Here is a 17,750-nt window from a genome sequence, read left to right as displayed (position 1 = left end):
ATCAAGACTTTCTGCCGGGATTAATATTGATGGGGGGGCTTTGTAACCAACATCACCAAGCATGTCTAAGGATCTGACTAAGCCTCCGCTTTTCCCCCCAATCGAGCCCATCTGTGGAATAAAAATTCCATTTTTATCTACAAAATTATGCGTTGACCCCATAGACAATTAGAAATACGTGCTTCTATAAATATTTAATTATTTAAGAGTAGAAAATTTGCCCTTAAACCACTCAACAGTCTCCTTCAAGCCTTTCTCCAGATCATGCTCTGCTTTCCATCCAAGCTCTTTTTCAGCAAGCCTGGCATCGAGGTATATCCTGTGCACTTCTCCTGAAATTGCTGCCCCATGCCCTGCTTTTGCATCTTTGCCAAGAAGCTTCTTTATCGCATTAAAAAGCTCATTAACAGATGTTTCTTTTCCTGTTCCGATATTGAAAATTTTCTCTTTTGTATTTTGTTCAAGCGCCATTAAATTGGCTTTTGCAATATCTTTCACATAAACAAAATCTCTTGTCTGCTCCCCATCGCCATTTATAACGCATTCTTTTCCTTTGAGCAGATTATTCAAAAAAATAGCAACAACACCTGCTTCTCCATTCGGATCCTGCCTTGGGCCGTAAACATTGGAGTAGCATAACGCAGCATAATCAATTCCCGCATCACTGCAAAAAACCCTCAGCAAATGCTCAGCAGTATATTTTGAAACTCCGTAAGGTGAAATCGGCAGACACGGGTGCTTCTCATCGCATGGCAGGTATTTCGGCTCTCCATATCTTGCCCCCCCGGAGCCGGCATAAACAACTTTTTTTATTTTATATTTCCTGCAAAGCAGGAACACATTGGCGCTTCCGATCATATTAACGCGGGCATCAAAAATCGGGTCTTCCATTGATTTCCTTACGCTTACCTGGGCAGCCTGATGAATTACGAAATCCGGCTTTTCCCTGCTGAAAACTTCATCTAATTTCTTATCATCAAGAATATCAACATTATAGAAAACTGCTTTTTTATTCAGATTTTCCTTAAAGCCATTCGACAGATTATCAGCCACTGCAACCTTATAGCCTTTTTCAATCAATAAATCAGCTATATGGCTTCCTACAAATCCTGCTCCGCCGGTTACAAGCACGGTCTTCATAAGCCTTGATTTTCAGCGCTTTATATATATTTTTCTAAAATTACTGCTTAAGCTTTCTTATCTGCAATACTCCAGAGCCATTTAAAATATTTCATAAAGCTTTTTGAGATGCCATCACTTTGGATAGAAATCGCTAAAGGAAGCTCTTTTTCCAACCACATGAGAATCACCAATTTGTTGCCATATACATACATTGTAGCTGGGCTTTGAAATTTCTCTGGAATGTATCTTATTTCAAAATAGGGCCTTCCAACATAAGGTTTCCACCTATTGATTGCTTGTTTTGTCTTGTTGCATAAGCATCTTAAGGTAATTTTCTTTTTTTCGCGCATATTGTGGATTTTCTCCATGAAATGTTTCGGCATAATCTTAACTGAGCCGCCTGTAGATGTTCCAAGCCAGTCTTTGCCCGTCCTTATTATGTCTAATAATATTGTTTTCATTCCTTCAACGCCTTCATAAACTTCAACAACGGCTTTCTTTTTTCTTGGCCTGTGCAAAGCCAATAAATTTGGCAGTATTGATTGTAAATCCTGCTCTTTTTCTTTTAAAAAATCTATTAGCTTATTCGGGGAAGTAGCTCTGAAATACTTTTTATTATTTCTAATCGCATAAGAAACAAGTCCTTTGTTCATCAAAGACTTCAAGGTATCATAAACATTCGACCTGGATTCCCTTGTTCTTTCCGATATTTCCGATGCCAATGCTTCTTCTAGTTGGAGCAAGGTAATGTATGCTTCTGCTTCCCTGTTGCTTAATCCTATTTTGATCAGGGCTTCTTTTTCCATAGCTTAAACTGATTTGCTGTTATTTATAAATTTTTCTATTGTAGTTTATTTATAGACAACAAAGGTTTTTAAACTAGATTGTATTTCTTGCAAGGTAATTAAAATGGGAATATTAAGAAGAAAAACAATAGGAGAGGGTTATTTGGAGTTAAGAACGTATATTAGTGACGCTGATTTTCCAGGCAGAAGAACATATTCACTTAGTTTTTTTAGCGAATATGGCAGTGAAGAGCTTTTTGTGCCTGCTCCTTATTCCCATATATTTTCACGTCTGATGCATAACATGATATTTGATGCTGTAAACAGCGAGGAAGATTTTAGAAGAATAAGGTCTGCTTTTGAAAAGAAGGTTGTACAATTATACAATGCTGCGTATAGGTCATCCATGAAACCAATTATAGTAGCAGATGACGATTTAGGAGTAAGACGCAGCTGTGAAATTGGCCTTAGGGAAATTACCGCCGTATACCCTGCAAAAGTAGAATATGTGGAAAATGGCATTGACCTTTTGCAACGAGTAAAACAAAGCGACTATGGCCTGATAATAACCGATAATAGTATGCCCGGTATGAATGGGTTAGAAGCCATTGAAGAAATAAGAAAGTTCAACCAAAAAGTGCCAATTATTATGATGAGTGCTAGCAATGTTAAGGAAAAGGCACTAAAGGCAGGTGCATCTGATTATATAGGAAAACCATTTACTTGTGATCAGTTTGATCCATTGGTCCAGAGACTATATAAGGGTGCCTGACCGCTTTGTTTACAGAAATGTATCCGACCATCTTATCGGATTTGTAACTGTAAAATCAGAGGCAATAGTGGTCAATAATCAGTACATTTTCTAAAATTATTTAAAGTAAGGCTCACCTATACGATATATGGAGATAAAGAAGCATGTTTGGGTATTGGTTGCCATCTTTCTCATTGTATTAGGCACCAGGCTGTTTTTTGCATTCTCCACGCCTTATTTCTCATCAAGCGAAGCATATTTCAACTTAAAGGAGATTGGAAAAATAGGGCAAACCGGCTTGCCGTCATTCCATGATGATCTCAGCTTTTCCGGAAAAACAAATATTTACCTGCCTACATTCCATTACATAATTGCCTTTTTTGCTATTTTTATGCCATTAACCCTTGCTGCAAAGCTGATTCCGAACATAGCTGCAGCATGCCTTGTTTTTGTAGTTTTCCTTTTAGCAAAGAAATTCACAAAAAACAATAAAGTGTCATTGCTGACTGCATTTATATCTGGCTTCATCCCGATATTTTTCAGGCAGACAATAAACAGCATTTCAGTATATTCTTTTATTATTCCGCTGCTGTTCCTTGCATTTTATTTCTTTATGCAGGTTACTGATAATAAGAAATACCTGCCCCATTATCTTTTTCTCATGGTGCTGCTGACTTTTCTCTATCCAACAATGCTTTTATTTATATTTGCTCTCGTTATTTACCTGATTTTCATGCTGATTGAAAGGACGAAATTGAGCAGGTCTGAGCTGGAAATCTCTCTTTTTTCATCGTTCTTTGCATTTTGGTTTTATTTCATCTTCTTCAAAAAAGCTCTTTTAATGCACGGCATAAACATAATATGGCAGAACATACCTGCGCAGCTTTTAAGGAATTACTTTGTAAGCGTTAATATGCTTGAAGCAATTTACAAAATAGGCGTAATTCCCTTCATTTGCGGCGTCTATATTATATACAGGTATCTTTTAAAGGAGAAAAACAGGCAGATATACCTGCTTACAGCATTTGCAATTTCAGTTTCTCTCCTGTTATGGCTGAGGTCTATACAGCTCGACATAGGGCTGATTTTTTTAAGCGTTACATTGCTTGTTTTATTCAGCCAGTTTTACAAAGATTTTATCGGATACATTGAAAAAACAAAATTTGCAAAATATGAGAATTACATGTTTCTTTCAGTTGTATTCCTGCTCGTGGTATCTTCAGTAATACCTTCCCTGTCATACGCTTATTCAGAAATTAAAAATGCTCCAAGCGCAGATGAAATAAATGCCTTTTTATGGCTGAAGTCCAATACTCCTGAAGGCAGCGTAATTCTGGCATCAGTAAACGAAGGAACAATGATTAATGCGATTTCAAAAAGAAAAAACGTTATTGATACAAATTTTCTGATGGTCAAAAACAGCGCTGAAATATTTGATGATGTAAAGAGCATGTTTACTACGAACTCAGAAATAACTGCATTGGAGCTTTTAAACAAGTACAAGGTCAATTACATGCTTTTTTCAGAAGAAGCAAAAAACGAGTTCAAAATAAAAGATTTAAATTTCATAGAAGAACGGTGCTTCGAGCTGGTTTATAATCAGTCTGTGCAGATCTATATGCCGTTATGCGCAGTGGAGGAAAAATGAAGCTTACAGAAAGAAATTCCTTGCTTCTGCTTTTAATAGCCGTAGCTCTCATATTGGCGCTCCCTCATGTTGTCAGGCATTTTTTTTACAATGATATAATGATTGGCATGAGGCCTTATTATGAATCAAGGATGGCGTTGACAATTGCAGAACACGGCATACCCTTGCAGGACAATATGGTTTTTTCGCCAAAGCCGTATGTTTTCAATCCCTATCACCTGATTTTATCAAAGTTATCCTTCATCAATGTGGAATATGCTTCAAAGATAATTCCATTTATAGCAGGCATTCTGTGCGTCATTCTGCTTTATCTGATTCTCAAAAAACTAAATATTGATTTCAAGGAAAGATTTTATATTTTGCTCATTTTCATAATATCCCCGATATTTGTCTACTTGTTTGTTGTTTCAAACTCTGATGCTATTGCCCTGCTCTTAAATCTTCTTGCATTCTACTTTTTCATCCACGACAGAAAAATGGCTTTTATCATATCCGGGCTGATTTTTGCCACAATACCTTTTTTCGGGATATTTCATGCAATTATTGCCCTGCTCATAACTTTGCCTTACATCTCGTTGAATAAGAAAAAGGCAAGGGATTTTTCAATAGTTGCAACCATAATAATCGTGATCAGCCTGGTAATCTATCTGCCTCTTCTGATAAATTTTGGAGTTCCGCGCAGCATAAGCTTAAGGCAGAATCTTCTGCAGAACTTCGTATCAGATTTCGGCTCTCTTACAGGCCTGAGCATATTCGGCATTTTGCTTGCTTTGGCTGGCCTGGCTGTAACATGGAAAAAGGATTATCATTATTCCTTCTTTTACCTTGTTGCAATTATGTCATTCGCCCTTTCTTTCTACATAGATATTTTCAGGTTCTACATTAATTTCCTTGTTGCAGTTTCATCTGGCTTATGCTTGGTGTACATTTCAAAAACAAAATGGCAGTTTAAGCTGATAAGAAATCTCACAATCCTTATTTTAATCTGCGGCCTGCTGTTTTCATCAACTTCCTTTATTTCGAGGTTAAGCGCATATCCTCCCACTAAAGAGATGATTAAAAGCCTGGAATGGCTTAATGGCCATGATGATTCGGCCAATATTGTCCTTTCACATTATAAAAACGGGTTTTGGATAGAATATTACGGCAAAAAAGCAGTGCTGGACAAAAACTTTTATTTCACGCCAAATCTGATGCTCGCCTATAATGAAACAGAAACAATATTTTATTCAAGAAATCTTGAGAGAACAACAAAGCTTTTAAACAAATATGATGTAAGTTACATATGGATAACTCCTGATATGAAAAATGGCGAGGTTTGGAATGAAGAAAATGAAGGCCTGCTTTTCCTGTTCAGAAACAATGAGTTTTTTGAAAAGATTTATGATGAGGGTTCGATAGAGATATGGCAATATAAAAAAGGGTTAAAATGAATTTTGATGCGCTGCTCATATATGTGGTCTCTTACTTCGGCCTATTTACTGCCATATTTTTCTTCTCAACATTGCTTGACAATAAAGACAGTCTTAAAACCCCTAAAATAAAAGAATACTCCAAGGTTTCAGTTATAGTGCCTGCTTACAATGAAGAAGCCACCATATTGAAAACAATAAAATCCCTGCTTAATCTGGATTATCCTAAAGACAAGCTCGAAATCATAGTTGTTGATGACGGCAGCACAGATGGCACGCTTAAAGCTGCAAAATCCATTAAAGAGCCAAATGTGATAGTATTTACAAAAAAGAATGGCGGCAAGGGCTCTGCCCTTAATTTCGGGTTGGAAAGGTGCGCGGGTGAATTTGTAGCTGCCTTGGACGCAGATTCTTTTGTGGCCAGTAATGCGCTCAAAAAAATGCTTGGCTATTTTGAAGACCAGGATGTGATGTCAGTGACGCCTTCGTTAAAAGTCTATAAGCCGAAAAATTTTCTGCAGAGAATCCAGTTAATAGAGTATCTCGTAGGCATCTTCCTAAGAAAGATATTTGCCATTCTGGATTCCATCCATGTTGCTCCCGGACCTTTCAGCATATTCAGAAAGGAATTTTTTGACAAGTATGGCGGCTATGACGAAAATAATCTGACAGAAGACATAGAAATCGCTTTAAGGATAAAAAGCAGGAAATTCAAAATAGAGAATGCAGCTGATGCCATAGTTTATACGCTTACACCGCCATCATTTACAGGCCTTTTAAAGCAAAGATTAAGGTGGTATTATGGATTTATGGAAAATGTGCTGCAATACAAGCACCTATTCAGCAGAAAATACAGCAATCTTGGCATTTTCATCCTGCCTGCAGCATTCATCTCAGTTGCTCTCGTCATTGTTGTTCTTTTCTACACAATATTCCGATTCATCACCAGAACACTCATACAAAACTATAAAAATCTTAGCTCAATAAATTTTGACTTTTCAAGGCTTTTTGATTTTCATTTTGACCCATTTTTTGTGAATTTTAACTCAGTTGCCGTGCTCTCCATATTGTGCCTGGCAATAGGCATATGCATGATTGTTATGGCAAAGAAGATCTCTAAAGAGACGTCTAAGATAAAATTTTCCTATGTGTCTTATTTGCTGTTTTATTGGGTTTTATTCGGAGTATGGTGGCTTACTGCTATTTTTTACAAGCTATCCGGGAAAAAAGTAATCTGGAGGCATAAAGACACAAGATGAAATCAAAATCCAGGTATTTTTTTGTTTTTGCGGCAACTACTCTGATATTTTTAATTGGCCTGATAATAGGCGCAAAGACTGCAGATACAAAGCTTTCAAAGCTAGGCGACCTTGAGCAGGACATGAGAGTAGACACAATGGCAGTTGAAATCGAGTACTTGCTTGTCAGCGAGGATCCGTGCAAATGGATAAACTCAACTCCGCTTACTGATGACCTCTACCAAATAGGCTCAAAATTAGACTATATGGAAAACCAGCTCGGAAAAAACAACAGGGATGTAATGCGCCTTAAGGAATATTACTCTCTGCTGGAAATAAGGCATTGGCTCTATATGAAAAAGACAAGCGAGAAGTGCAGGCAAAACAATACGCTGATTCTTTACTTTTATTCAAATTACAAGGACTGCGATAAATGCGAAGAGCAGGGATTTGTCTTGAATTATCTGCATAAAAAATATCCAGACATGAGCATTTACTCGTTCGACATAAACATAGACAATTCTGCGATCAATGCAATTAAAAGAAAATATGGGATAAAAACAGCCCCAAGCTTGATAATCAATGATGTTGCTTATAATGGTTTCAAGGCAAGCGATGAGATAGACAACTTACTATAGAACCCTGTAAATATATACTTCCTGGCCGCACTTCCCCTCTATATGCTTTTCTAATTTTAACCTGCCGTTTTCATCCAGCATCATCCTGTTAAACGGCACGCCAACTAAATTATTGTAAACAAAATAGCTGGGTTTAAAAGTATCAATAAGAATATTAATGTCTTCGCTCCATATCGACTGTATCCTGAAATTGCCGTAATACCCGAACCATGGCCAGAAATTGCTTATTATGTATTGGTCTTCTGGAGCATATCTTTTGATGTAATCTGTGCTCTGGATTATTGCGCCGTCCTTTTCGCAATTCCCATGAGCCTGGATTCTATTAAAACCGAAAAGAATGGCTGTTAAAATGGCAAAAGTTATTATTGCAGCATAAAAAAATCTTCTATACTGGATATCTTTGATTTGTTTCATTAAAAATAAAAATCCCGCATAGCATATAATGTATAAAAAAGCCAGATCAGCAAGGTAATACCTTGAAAACTTCAGCCTTACAAAGAATAAATAATATGCAAAGAAAACAATTGTGTAAAATATCACTATCCAATTTTCTTTTCTCTTTCTAATCAGAGGGTAAATGCCAAAAGGCAAGAATACAGAAAGCGCTGCCATCACAACAAAGAAATTTGCTATCTGCAGCATTATTGGCTCATTTACAGTATACTGAGCTATGACAGACATCTGCATCATTAAATCCCATAAGGGGTTTTTGTAAGTGATAAAATTGTAAATCAGCCAGGGCAGTAATGCTATGATGCTGCCTATTGAAAAATAAATTAGCTTCTTATATTCCTTGAAAAAAATAAAAAAGGCTGCGACTGCAAGGCCAAAAAGAGCATTTGGGAATTTTGCCAGAAATGAAAGGCCGCTTAAGATGCCCGCAATCAGAATAAAGTGGTTTTTTTGCTTCAATATGAAATAAAAGGAGAGGACTAAAAAGAACAATGCAGGTATTTCAGTATAGACCTTAGATCCCCATTCGATCATTAAAGGCGATATGGAGAAGAGTGCTGTTATAAAAAGCGCATGCTTATGCTCAAAATTCTCTTGGGCAATCAGATAGAAAACATATATCGTTGCCAATGTGAAAAATAGTATAATCAGCTTTGCAGCAAAAATGCTTTCTCCTGTAAAAAACCAGAAAAAGGCAATAATATATTCCAATAATGGAAACCTGAAATCCTCTGTAAAGTTTGACTGCGCAATATGGCTTCTTGCATTTCCAAGATAAACATTCTCATCCCAGAGAAGAACAGGGTCAATGAAATTAAGGATCAAAAATAAAGCAAAGAAAACTGCCAGTAAAATAAATATATGGTGTTTCTTATTCATTTTCTTGCAATTTTATATCTTATCAATCTCGCCAATGTCACTAAATAATTCAGATATTCCCCTGCGCCTAGCTTGCTTTTCCCCGCTCTCCTGTCCTTGAAGATATAAGGCACTTCTTTTACAGTTTTATAGCTGCCTTTGACCAGGATTTCAAGGCATATCTTGAATCCTTTTGAGTCAAATCTTATATCTTTTATAACGCTTTTTTTAAGAAAAAACAAGCCGCTCATTGGGTCCTTGACATTCGTTACAGTTTTTGCCAGCAATGTTGCTCCTTTGCTGATGAGCTTTCTCGCTAAAGGCCAGTTCTCCATTCCGCCACCTTTGATGTGCCTGCTTCCAATTACAAAATCAATGTTTTCATTTAAAATCGGCTTTATCAGTTCAGGGATTATTTCTGGCGGATGCGAAAAGTCAGCATCCATAACGCCAATAATATTGCCTTTTGCAGCTTTAAATCCTGAAACAACAGCGCTGCTCAATCCAAGCTTGCCCTTTCTGTGCAGAACCTTGACCGGGTATTTCCTGCTTAAATTTTCAGCGATCCTGCCTGTCCCGTCTGGCGAGTTATCATCAACAATTATGATCTCGCCTTTGATCTTGTTTTTTTTGAGAGTATTTGAGATTGCGGCAATAAGGTTCTTTATGTTCTCTTTTTCGTTGTATGTCGGGATTATTGTTGAGATCATTTGATTTCTTGCGCTATTCTCAAAATCTCGTTTTTATAATTTTTGAATAAAAAGGATCTGACTGTTTCGTCTTTCTCATCTTTTATCTTACTTCTAAGTGTTTCCAATCTTGCCCATTCAATTAGGTTTTTATTTTTGTATATCCTGGTGAAATAATCAATAGTATCTTTCATTTTATTAACTGGTGCCATTATAAAACCGCCATACTCCAATGGGCAACTAAATTGTTCGGATCCTTTTTCTATCAGCTTTGCTATGTCCTCAACAACAATAAAGCCAATTCTATCTGCCATAGCATGCGGGGTAATCTTCAAATACCCCCATATTTTTATAACATTCTCATGTAAATTGCAAACTAAATTAGGCGTGTATCCATAAAAAAGCTCTTCTAAGGTTTGCAGTGGCACATTCTCCACTACAAAAGGGTATAGCAACGGATCACCCCCGTAAATCATCGTCACAACATCTTTTACTTTTAACTCTGTTTCTTGTGATGGTATGCTCTCAATTGCATACTCACGATCTCCCACTTCATGAAGCACATCCATTGTGTCTCTTACTTTTAATCCTTCAATGCCCAATGTCCGGCAAACTATACTGACTGGATTTTCTTCCTTTAAAGGATGTGCTATATCTAAAATTGATAGTCTTTGTTCTAAAATAAATGGCTCGATAAGGCTTCCAAACAGCTTTGAGAATTCATCAGCATACCGCTTTACTTCGTTACACCAAGGCTCTGAGCCAAAAATTAATTCTTTATTTGCATTGTTGCAATTGTAATGGTCTGCGATCAATTTTGAAATTTTTTTGCATTCATCATAAAGGCCTCTAGCTGAATCATCTATAGAAAGCACTAAAGTAGAGTCTTCAGTTCCAGTTTGTTTTAGATGTGTTGTCATTCTGAATTTAAATAATGTCTTTAATATCTTTCATTTCTTTATCTTCACAAAATCCCCCAGTGTGAAGCTCTCCACTGCCTTTTTAGCTTCTTTTTTATGGATCTCTTCATGCGCTTCAACCAGCTTTATTTTTAAAAATCTTTCAAGCTTTCTTGCAAGCTCGACATTTGGCTCGAAATGCCCTGATTCGATCTTGTGAATCAATGAGGCCTTTTCATTTATTTTTTTGGCAAAATCCTCCTGTTTTAAGCCAAGCTCTTCCCTTTTTGATTTTATCAGTTCAGGGTATTCTGGAACTATTACTTCCATCAGCTCCTTTTCTTCAGCAATTGCGCTCTGGATTTTTTGCTTTTTTGGATCAGCCTGGCGTATTCTGATTTCACCAAGAACTTTGCCGAATTTGGAGCATTGCTCGCATACAAATAATTCGCTTCCCTCAATTAATGCCTTGAATTTTGCCTGTTTCCCGCACATATCGCATTCCATGTTAGCCTTCCATTGTTATCCTTAATATAAGGCAGAAAAACAGAAAAGATATAAAAATGTTGTTGTTTTATACTTAGACACTAAAGCATTTAATAAAATATCAATATAGCATTCAATATTGCAAGACAAATGTTGTTTTATAGATGATGCGATGCTGCTCGAGCAGATTCAGCACTTCTTCATAATGTCTTGTTGGCGCTTGGAATACACCTTTCGAGATTATTCTGCCGCCTATTCTTGCAAGAATTCCTGTTCCTATTTTTCTTCCTTGCAGAGCATAATAAAACATCTTTTGCTTCGCAGGCGTGAGATTTCTCAAGCTATACTCGATTATTGCAAAATTCTTAAATCCAAATCTTTCTGCGAGATAATCTTTCTTGAGAAGCGAACGGCCTTCTGCAAGAATAGCTTCCCGCGCAAGAAAACTTACATTCATTAAGTCATTAATGTCAACAGCTTTTACATCCAGCGAGTATTCTTTTCCAGAAAGTGCCCTTCTTAGCTCTTGGCATAGCGCCATTTTCTTTTTCACAGAAGCGGCTCTGCTAAGGATTATCGCTAAATCTATATCCCTAGAATTAACTTCGCCGCGCGCATATGAGCCATAAACAACTATGTCCCATGCATCATTCTTCTTTATCCAATTCAAATCCAACTTTTTTTGCAATTTTTCTAAGATCATCTCTTATTACCTCTGCTGTTTCCTTTTGTAAGCCAATGCTATAGCTATCCTGGTATACTGGAAAATCCTTATCTAGAATCTTATATATCTCTTGATAATTCTGTTCAAGAATGCGGAAACGCTCAGTATGGCTTTTTGGAATAAACCCTTTCTTTTGCAGGATATGCCAGTCAGCAATTACTGCAAGAGCCTTGAAGAAAAGGCTTGCTGCGGAATTGTAAGAATTTCTTTGCAATGCGCTATTGCCTTCTCTATAGAACTCCCTTATGTTCTTCGCCAAAAGCTCTTTCTTGTCCATGTTACTATAAGTAACAGATAAGTAATATTTAAACCTTTCTGTTCTTTATAGTAACAGGAATGATATCAGGCTGATTGATGCACTTTAGGCGCAATCAACAGCAACGGCATATTTAACGCAGACAAACATTGCAATGCTGTTCTTATTCTGAGCATTGTTCGCAATTTTAGTCTATGCAGTCTGGGATTGGATCAGGAAAAAATAACAAAAAATCATATTTTTATTTCTTCGTTCTTTTTTCTATTTAAACCAAACTTGTTTAAAAGATCAAGGCTCCACTTTTTTTCGGTTTTTTCATAGTTGCGGTCTCTGAAGCCATTTGAAACAAATCTTGATGCTCTTGCAATTCCTTCTCTCGGAACGCCCATTTTTTTTAAATCCTTATTTAATTTTGAAACATCATCATAACTCTTTACTTTATCATTTTAGATTAAATTAGCTATCCTTCTTCCCATGTCTTCTTTTGTACCTACACATACAGTTATCAGTTTTTCCTGTTTATCTTTAATTTCTATACAGCCTTTATCACTTAATTCTTCTAAAATTCTTTTCTTATTGCCTTCCATTTTTGTTCACCGTGTTTTTTTTATCGAGCAAAAACAAACAGAGTTAAATTCAGGATCCTTTTTAGCAACACTACATAGATCAACTCTATTGAAGATCTTTTCATCAAATTTTGGGCAAAAAGCCCGGTTATCTTTTTGAATGAGTTTTGTAGCTTGGATTAATGTTTCTTCTTTTGATAATGGAAGTTTCACCGTTCTACCTAAATTATGTGTTCTTAATGCCCAGTATGCTTGTCTTAACATATTTTGATCCAGATCCCCTCTAGGTAAACCTTCTAATTCTTCTTTGACCTGTTCTCGCATTCTTCTTATCCTCAATATATTTTCAAAAACCATTTTTAAATACCAGTACATACCAGATATATCATACACCTATATAAACCTTTCTATTTTTGTTTGCTATTCTTTTCACAACGGCCATCACGCCATTAAAACCGAAAGGTTTATTTTAAACTGATATACATAATTCTTATGAAGTCTGAAGACAAACAAAAACTATTGGAAATCTGGAAGATGTTAGAAAATGATCAAAGTGGTTATTATAAACCTACTGAAATAACAGAGAAACAACGAGAGTTAATTTATGATGTAAGTAGGCTATTGAGCAGAAGAGATGCTTCTATATTAATACATTTATTATCGATACTTACAAAGAAAGAAAGCGAGGATATAAAAATTCTATAACTTCTCGAGAGTAGTCTCATTAAATTTATTAATCAGCTTTTTTATCCTACATATATGAGCAGCGCTATTGCCGTAAAATTCGATAATGTGACAAAAAGATTTGGCGATAATCTTGTTCTGAATAAAATAAGCCTTAATATTAATGAAGGCGAGATATTCGGCATCATAGGAAGGAGCGGATCCGGCAAGACAACAATGCTCAATCTTTTGATCGGCTTCATGCGGCCTCAGGAAGGCGATATTCTGTACAACATAACTGAAAGCGGAGTTGAAAGCTTCAAGTCAGTATTCAGAAACCCATTTGATGTAAAGAAGAAATTTGGATTTGCAGCCCAGACTCCTTCTTTTTATCCTAAATTGACTGTAATGGAAAATCTGAGATATTTTGCAGCCCTTTATAGCATACCAAAATCAAACATAAGCAGCAAGGCAGACGAATTGCTGGAAATGACAAACTTAACCAGATTTAAGAATCTGATTTCCCAGAATCTTTCAGGAGGGATGCAGAAAAGGCTTGATATTGCGTGCTCTTTGATCCATAACCCTTCATTATTGATACTGGATGAGCCGACAGCTGACCTTGACCCTATTTCGAGAAAGCAGATATGGGATCTTATGAGAAAGATAAACGAAAGGGGAGTTACAATAATACTTGCAAGCCATTTCCTTACAGAAATGGAAACTCTGTGCACAAGAGTTGCTATACTGGATGATGCAAAGATAGTCAGGTCCGGAACTCCCGATGAATTAAAAATGTTATATACAAAGGAAAAGGAATTGATTCTTGAAACAAGCTCAAGGAATTATGATGCCCTGATTAAGAGCTTAAGAAAAATTGGCGTAAAAAACTTAAAAGTTGAGGAAAACAGGCTCATCATATACACTCCTGAAGGAGAGAAAACCCTTGCAAGATTGCTGAGAATGCTCGGCAAAAAAGACTCCCTGCTCGGAGTTGAATTAGGCAGGCCGTCTTTAGATGAGGTATTCATATCGCTGGCTAAAAAATGAAACTATTCAGCATAATAAAAAAGAACTTCAAGCTCTTGCTTAGGTCCAGGACTTCTGCTTTGATAGTCATACTTGGCCCTTTGTTGATAATACTTCTCGCAGGAATAGCATTCAACACATCGAAATCATACAGCCTGAATATCGGGACTTATTCTCCGGGCTATAATGCATTGATCGATTCTTTCATAGAAAAGCTGACTGACAAGCAGTTTGCAGTACGCCGTTTTGAAACAGAAAAGTCATGCATAGATGCCATTAAAAAAGGCACAATACATACATGCATTGTTTTCCCGAAAGACCTTGACTTTGAAAACCCCTCTCTTGAAAACGAAATAGATTTTCATGTTGATTATTCCAAAATCAACCTTGTTTGGATAATCCTTGATATTGTTTCTTCAAAAATATCATCAAGGTCAAGGGAGCTCAGCATTAACCTTACAACTGTGATTTTAGACAAATTAGACAGGACAAAGCAGGAATTGCAGAATGACCTTATTGTTATTGATGCTCTTGTAGCTAAAAATAAAGATATGAATGACAAGGTTTCAGAAGTTAAAGCTTCTTTAAGCTCAATGCAGCTTTCATTTAACAAAAATGATCTGAAGGCAGATGAGATTGCAGCTAAAACTGCAGAGCTGAACAGCAAGACAACCTTGCTGATGAATTACAGTTCTGCATCAATTGCCACAACGCAGCAATTAATTGACAATGTCAATAATGTGGTTGGTATGATGGGCTCAAATGCAAGCGGCAAAGGTATATTGGTAAGTTCTGCCAGTGACGCGCAAACACAGGTTACAGACCTATCTTCAAGCATAAGCAATATCAGCAGCCTTATTTCATCATATAATTCAGACGTTGCCTCTTTGCTGTCTGTTATGCAGGCAAGCTCGCAGGATCTTCAAGCAAGGCTTGACAAAGCAAACTCGCTTAAAAGCTCTGCATCCGGAAAGCTTGATGCCATAAAATCAAAATTAGATAAGGCATCTTCAGAGCTTAGCGCAGTCAAGAATTCTGTCCGCAATATAATTGCAAATATCGAGAGCACCAAGGTAAAGGATGCGCAGAGCATTGTGTCTCCTGTAAAAACAAAGATATCTCCTGTAACGCCTGAAACAAGCAATCTCAATTATGTATTCCCCAGCCTGATAGTTCTTGTCATAATGTTCATAAGCATACTGCTTTCCTCGACATTAGTTATGATGGAAAAGATGTCAAGGGCTTATTTCAGAAACTTTGTAACCCCAACAAGGGATGCAACATTCATATTTTCAGCCTATCTCACCAATATTTTGATTCTCATATTGCAGCTGATAATCATCCTTGCAATCTCGACAATATTCTTAAGGGAGATTGTGCTGCTGGGCCTGTTAAAATCCCTCCCCTTATTGCTTCTGATAACAACAATATTCACGTTCATCGGAATCTGCATAGGCTACTTGTTCAATTCAGAGGAAACATCAACACTGGCATCAATATCTGTTGGCGCAATAATGATTTTTCTGTCCAACCTCATACTGCCATTGGAAAGCATGCCGGATTATGTCAGGCAGGTAGCTGCTTATAACCCATTTGTAATAAGCGAGGTTGTGCTTCGAAAATTGATGGTATTCAATTCACCGTTTATAGTTATTAAAAATGAGATTGGAATGTTAATCGCTTTTGTCGTGCTTTTCATTGGTTTAACGCTTGGAGCTCAGCAATTGATGAAGCATCGCTTTTTGGCAGAGGGAATAAGCATTTTCAAGAAGAAAAAGAAAGAAATAGAAGAGCCTAAGAGTGAGGAGCAGAACGAAACAAAGCTGAATTTCAAATCAATAGGTGAGCTGGTAGGGAATATTTTTTCCATGCCGGATCATGACTTTGAAGAAGCGATAAAAGAGAAAAACATCTATGCTGAATGGGTATTGGAAAGCCAGAAAGATGCTGAATTGTACAACAAGCTGAAAGGCATTAAGAAAAGAACTCAGTTCTTGAGCATCATAAAGAAGCACTTGGAAGGAAAAACAAAGTAGATTTTGAATAAATTTAAATACCTATTTTATTTTTTCTTTTTTTAATGAAAGCCATAATAGTCACAGGAACACCCGGAACAGGAAAGACAACGCTTGCTAAAAGGCTGTCTAAAAGATCAGGCTATAAGTACATTGATGTAAGCAAGCTCATAAAAGACAATAAGCTTGAAGAAGGCTATGATAAAAAAAGAAAATGCAGGATTGTTGATGTTGAAAAATTAAACAAGGTTTTAATTGAAATAATAAAAAATTCTAAAAAATCACTGATCATAGACTCTCATTTAAGCCATTATCTGCCTGAGAAATATGTTGATCTCTGCATTGTCACAAAATGCAATCTTAAAACACTGGAAAAAAGATTAAAAAAGAAAGGCTACGATAAAAATAAAATAAGGGAAAACCTTGACTGCGAAATATTTGATGTATGCTTGAATGAAGCAAAAGAGAGAAGGCACAAGGTTATGGTCGTAGATGAAAAGACAGGTTTTGAGAATGTGATTAAAAAATTATAGCCTTTATCTACCTGTTGCAGTTACATATGCTTTTGTAAGCACATCAACCGGAAGCACGCATACCTCTTTTTCTTGTATTAGGTAGTCTCTTAAAGAAATGATCTTATCACTATCTCGCTCATCTATTTTTTTCATTGCATCATAAATCTCTGTTATAAGTGGTTTTGGAACACTATAGCCGGAATTCTGTAATTCATTGTATAATGTTCTCATTTCATTCTCTCTTTTCACAGTTTCTTGTTCTTTTGAAACAGAGCCCATTGCATCATACCCGTACTTAAATGAACTGGCTTCTTTAGGCAAGTTTTTTGTTCTGATATGATCCATAAATTCGCCAACCTTTTTACCCAAGCTAGCTAAACCTAAACCCCCCAAAGCGAGTAATGCTCCTGAAAGAGACCATAAAAATGTAGATGCGGCGTTTGGGTTTTCATTTTCAAGTTTGACAACCTTAGAAATTATTGACATATATTCAAACTTTCCTGATGAATTTCCGTAACCTGCTACTGCTCCATCAATAAGAATGCCGCTGCCTACAACAACCATCCCTAATAAAACATTTAATATACACCAATCATCTCCATTAGCCACATCCAATCCTCTTGGCGGCCATGAAAACAATCTTTGCTCTAAAACCTTTTTAGAAAGTTCGATTGCAGTGCTATCAACAATTCCTCTTGACTCATCTGATGCAATATCATCTAAATTTCCAAGGAAAATTGTTTGAGGTTTTCCTTTTTTATTAATGTACACGGCGCAGAAACCATCTGACGCAATTTGACTTTCATTATCTGAAAAGAAGGGTATTTCAAATTTTTCCCTTTCATGAATTTCCCACTGCCCTTTTCCAGTATCAAGTTTTCTCGAAGGAGGATTATATAGGATGGGAATAGAATCTAATGAACGCATAAAATATGGTTCTCTCACCAACTGCGCAATATTATTATCGCTTGCCAATTTTACACCCATATTTTAAATAAATTTT

The 17,750-nt window shown here is 36.5% G+C and carries 22 protein-coding genes; 9 read left to right on the top strand and 13 right to left on the bottom strand.

The window, feature by feature from the left end; all coding sequences use genetic code 11:
* From HYU07_02165 to HYU07_02155, 3 genes are all read right to left on the bottom strand, one after another.
* The coding region (locus HYU07_02165; GenBank protein MBI2129020.1) for a hypothetical protein at positions 1–162 on the bottom strand (162 nt) is incomplete at its 3' end.
* Positions 163–198: 36 nt separating this feature from the next.
* Positions 199–1,140: an NAD-dependent epimerase/dehydratase family protein gene (locus HYU07_02160; GenBank protein ID MBI2129019.1), complete on the bottom strand. Its 942-nt coding sequence runs from the start codon at positions 1,138–1,140 to the stop codon at positions 199–201.
* A 47-nt stretch (positions 1,141–1,187) separates the two neighbouring features.
* Positions 1,188–1,928, bottom strand: coding sequence for a helix-turn-helix domain-containing protein (locus HYU07_02155; protein MBI2129018.1), 741 nt, complete (start codon positions 1,926–1,928; stop codon positions 1,188–1,190).
* Positions 1,929–2,031: 103 nt separating this feature from the next.
* Here HYU07_02155 and HYU07_02150 point away from each other — a divergent pair, with 103 nt between their 5' ends.
* The 5 genes from HYU07_02150 to HYU07_02130 all read left to right on the top strand — a co-directional run bounded on the left by HYU07_02150 (position 2,032) and on the right by HYU07_02130 (position 7,594).
* A complete protein-coding gene (locus HYU07_02150) occupies positions 2,032–2,679 on the top strand; it encodes a response regulator (GenBank protein MBI2129017.1) in 648 nt (215 codons plus the stop codon).
* Between the two features lie 127 nt (positions 2,680–2,806).
* Positions 2,807–4,306: a glycosyltransferase family 39 protein gene (locus HYU07_02145; GenBank protein MBI2129016.1), complete on the top strand. Its 1,500-nt coding sequence runs from the start codon at positions 2,807–2,809 to the stop codon at positions 4,304–4,306.
* Positions 4,303–5,739: a hypothetical protein gene (locus HYU07_02140; protein ID MBI2129015.1), complete on the top strand. Its 1,437-nt coding sequence runs from the start codon at positions 4,303–4,305 to the stop codon at positions 5,737–5,739. The genes HYU07_02145 and HYU07_02140 overlap by 4 nt, the downstream gene beginning before the upstream one ends.
* Complete coding sequence (locus tag HYU07_02135; protein MBI2129014.1) at positions 5,736–6,977, top strand: glycosyltransferase family 2 protein; 1,242 nt, start codon at positions 5,736–5,738, stop codon at positions 6,975–6,977. The genes HYU07_02140 and HYU07_02135 overlap by 4 nt, the downstream gene beginning before the upstream one ends.
* Positions 6,974–7,594 (top strand): hypothetical protein, encoded by a 621-nt coding sequence (locus tag HYU07_02130; protein ID MBI2129013.1) that lies wholly within the window; start codon positions 6,974–6,976, stop codon positions 7,592–7,594. Before HYU07_02135 ends, HYU07_02130 begins: the two co-directional genes overlap by 4 nt.
* Here the strand turns inward: HYU07_02130 and HYU07_02125 are convergent.
* From HYU07_02125 to HYU07_02085, 9 genes are all read right to left on the bottom strand, one after another.
* Positions 7,589–8,926 (bottom strand): glycosyltransferase family 39 protein, encoded by a 1,338-nt coding sequence (locus HYU07_02125; GenBank protein MBI2129012.1) that lies wholly within the window; start codon positions 8,924–8,926, stop codon positions 7,589–7,591. The genes HYU07_02130 and HYU07_02125 overlap by 6 nt on opposite strands.
* Complete coding sequence (locus HYU07_02120) at positions 8,923–9,615, bottom strand: polyprenol monophosphomannose synthase (protein MBI2129011.1); 693 nt, start codon at positions 9,613–9,615, stop codon at positions 8,923–8,925. Before HYU07_02120 ends, HYU07_02125 begins: the two co-directional genes overlap by 4 nt.
* Complete coding sequence (locus HYU07_02115) at positions 9,612–10,514, bottom strand: hypothetical protein (protein MBI2129010.1); 903 nt, start codon at positions 10,512–10,514, stop codon at positions 9,612–9,614. The genes HYU07_02120 and HYU07_02115 overlap by 4 nt, the downstream gene beginning before the upstream one ends.
* Positions 10,515–10,544: 30 nt before the next feature.
* Positions 10,545–11,000: a TIGR00270 family protein gene (locus tag HYU07_02110; protein MBI2129009.1), complete on the bottom strand. Its 456-nt coding sequence runs from the start codon at positions 10,998–11,000 to the stop codon at positions 10,545–10,547.
* Between the two features lie 112 nt (positions 11,001–11,112).
* The gene (locus tag HYU07_02105) at positions 11,113–11,682 is read right to left on the bottom strand and encodes a nucleotidyltransferase domain-containing protein (protein MBI2129008.1); all 570 of its coding nucleotides are present in this window, start codon (positions 11,680–11,682) and stop codon (positions 11,113–11,115) included.
* Positions 11,627–11,980, bottom strand: a complete 354-nt coding sequence (locus HYU07_02100) for a hypothetical protein (protein ID MBI2129007.1) — start codon at positions 11,978–11,980, stop codon at positions 11,627–11,629. The genes HYU07_02105 and HYU07_02100 overlap by 56 nt, the downstream gene beginning before the upstream one ends.
* A gap of 212 nt (positions 11,981–12,192) precedes the next feature.
* Positions 12,193–12,348, bottom strand: a complete 156-nt coding sequence (locus tag HYU07_02095) for a hypothetical protein (GenBank protein MBI2129006.1) — start codon at positions 12,346–12,348, stop codon at positions 12,193–12,195.
* A 57-nt stretch (positions 12,349–12,405) separates the two neighbouring features.
* Positions 12,406–12,546 (bottom strand): hypothetical protein, encoded by a 141-nt coding sequence (locus HYU07_02090; protein ID MBI2129005.1) that lies wholly within the window; start codon positions 12,544–12,546, stop codon positions 12,406–12,408.
* A 6-nt stretch (positions 12,547–12,552) separates the two neighbouring features.
* Positions 12,553–12,900, bottom strand: a complete 348-nt coding sequence (locus HYU07_02085; protein ID MBI2129004.1) for a hypothetical protein — start codon at positions 12,898–12,900, stop codon at positions 12,553–12,555.
* A 117-nt stretch (positions 12,901–13,017) separates the two neighbouring features.
* Here HYU07_02085 and HYU07_02080 point away from each other — a divergent pair, with 117 nt between their 5' ends.
* From HYU07_02080 to HYU07_02065, 4 genes are read left to right on the top strand one after another with little or no spacing between them, the layout of a single operon-like run.
* Positions 13,018–13,230, top strand: coding sequence for a hypothetical protein (locus tag HYU07_02080; GenBank protein ID MBI2129003.1), 213 nt, complete (start codon positions 13,018–13,020; stop codon positions 13,228–13,230).
* A 54-nt stretch (positions 13,231–13,284) separates the two neighbouring features.
* On the top strand, positions 13,285–14,238 hold the full coding sequence (locus HYU07_02075; protein ID MBI2129002.1) for an ABC transporter ATP-binding protein: 954 nt from the start codon (positions 13,285–13,287) through the stop codon (positions 14,236–14,238).
* The gene (locus HYU07_02070; GenBank protein ID MBI2129001.1) at positions 14,235–16,253 is read left to right on the top strand and encodes an ABC transporter permease; all 2,019 of its coding nucleotides are present in this window, start codon (positions 14,235–14,237) and stop codon (positions 16,251–16,253) included. The genes HYU07_02075 and HYU07_02070 overlap by 4 nt, the downstream gene beginning before the upstream one ends.
* 44 nt (positions 16,254–16,297) lie before the next feature.
* Positions 16,298–16,765, top strand: a complete 468-nt coding sequence (locus HYU07_02065; protein MBI2129000.1) for an AAA family ATPase — start codon at positions 16,298–16,300, stop codon at positions 16,763–16,765.
* A gap of 3 nt (positions 16,766–16,768) precedes the next feature.
* On the opposite strand, the gene HYU07_02060 is transcribed toward HYU07_02065, so the two are convergent.
* Positions 16,769–17,734, bottom strand: a complete 966-nt coding sequence (locus tag HYU07_02060; GenBank protein MBI2128999.1) for a hypothetical protein — start codon at positions 17,732–17,734, stop codon at positions 16,769–16,771.
* Between the last annotated feature and the right edge of the window lie 16 nt (positions 17,735–17,750).

It is taken from the genome of Candidatus Woesearchaeota archaeon (assembly GCA_016180285.1).
In the GTDB taxonomy this organism is placed as follows: domain Archaea; phylum Nanobdellota; class Nanobdellia; order Woesearchaeales; family JACPBO01; genus JACPBO01.
Note: the sequence above shows the minus strand (reverse complement) of the source record. Positions and strands in the feature narration are given on the sequence as shown.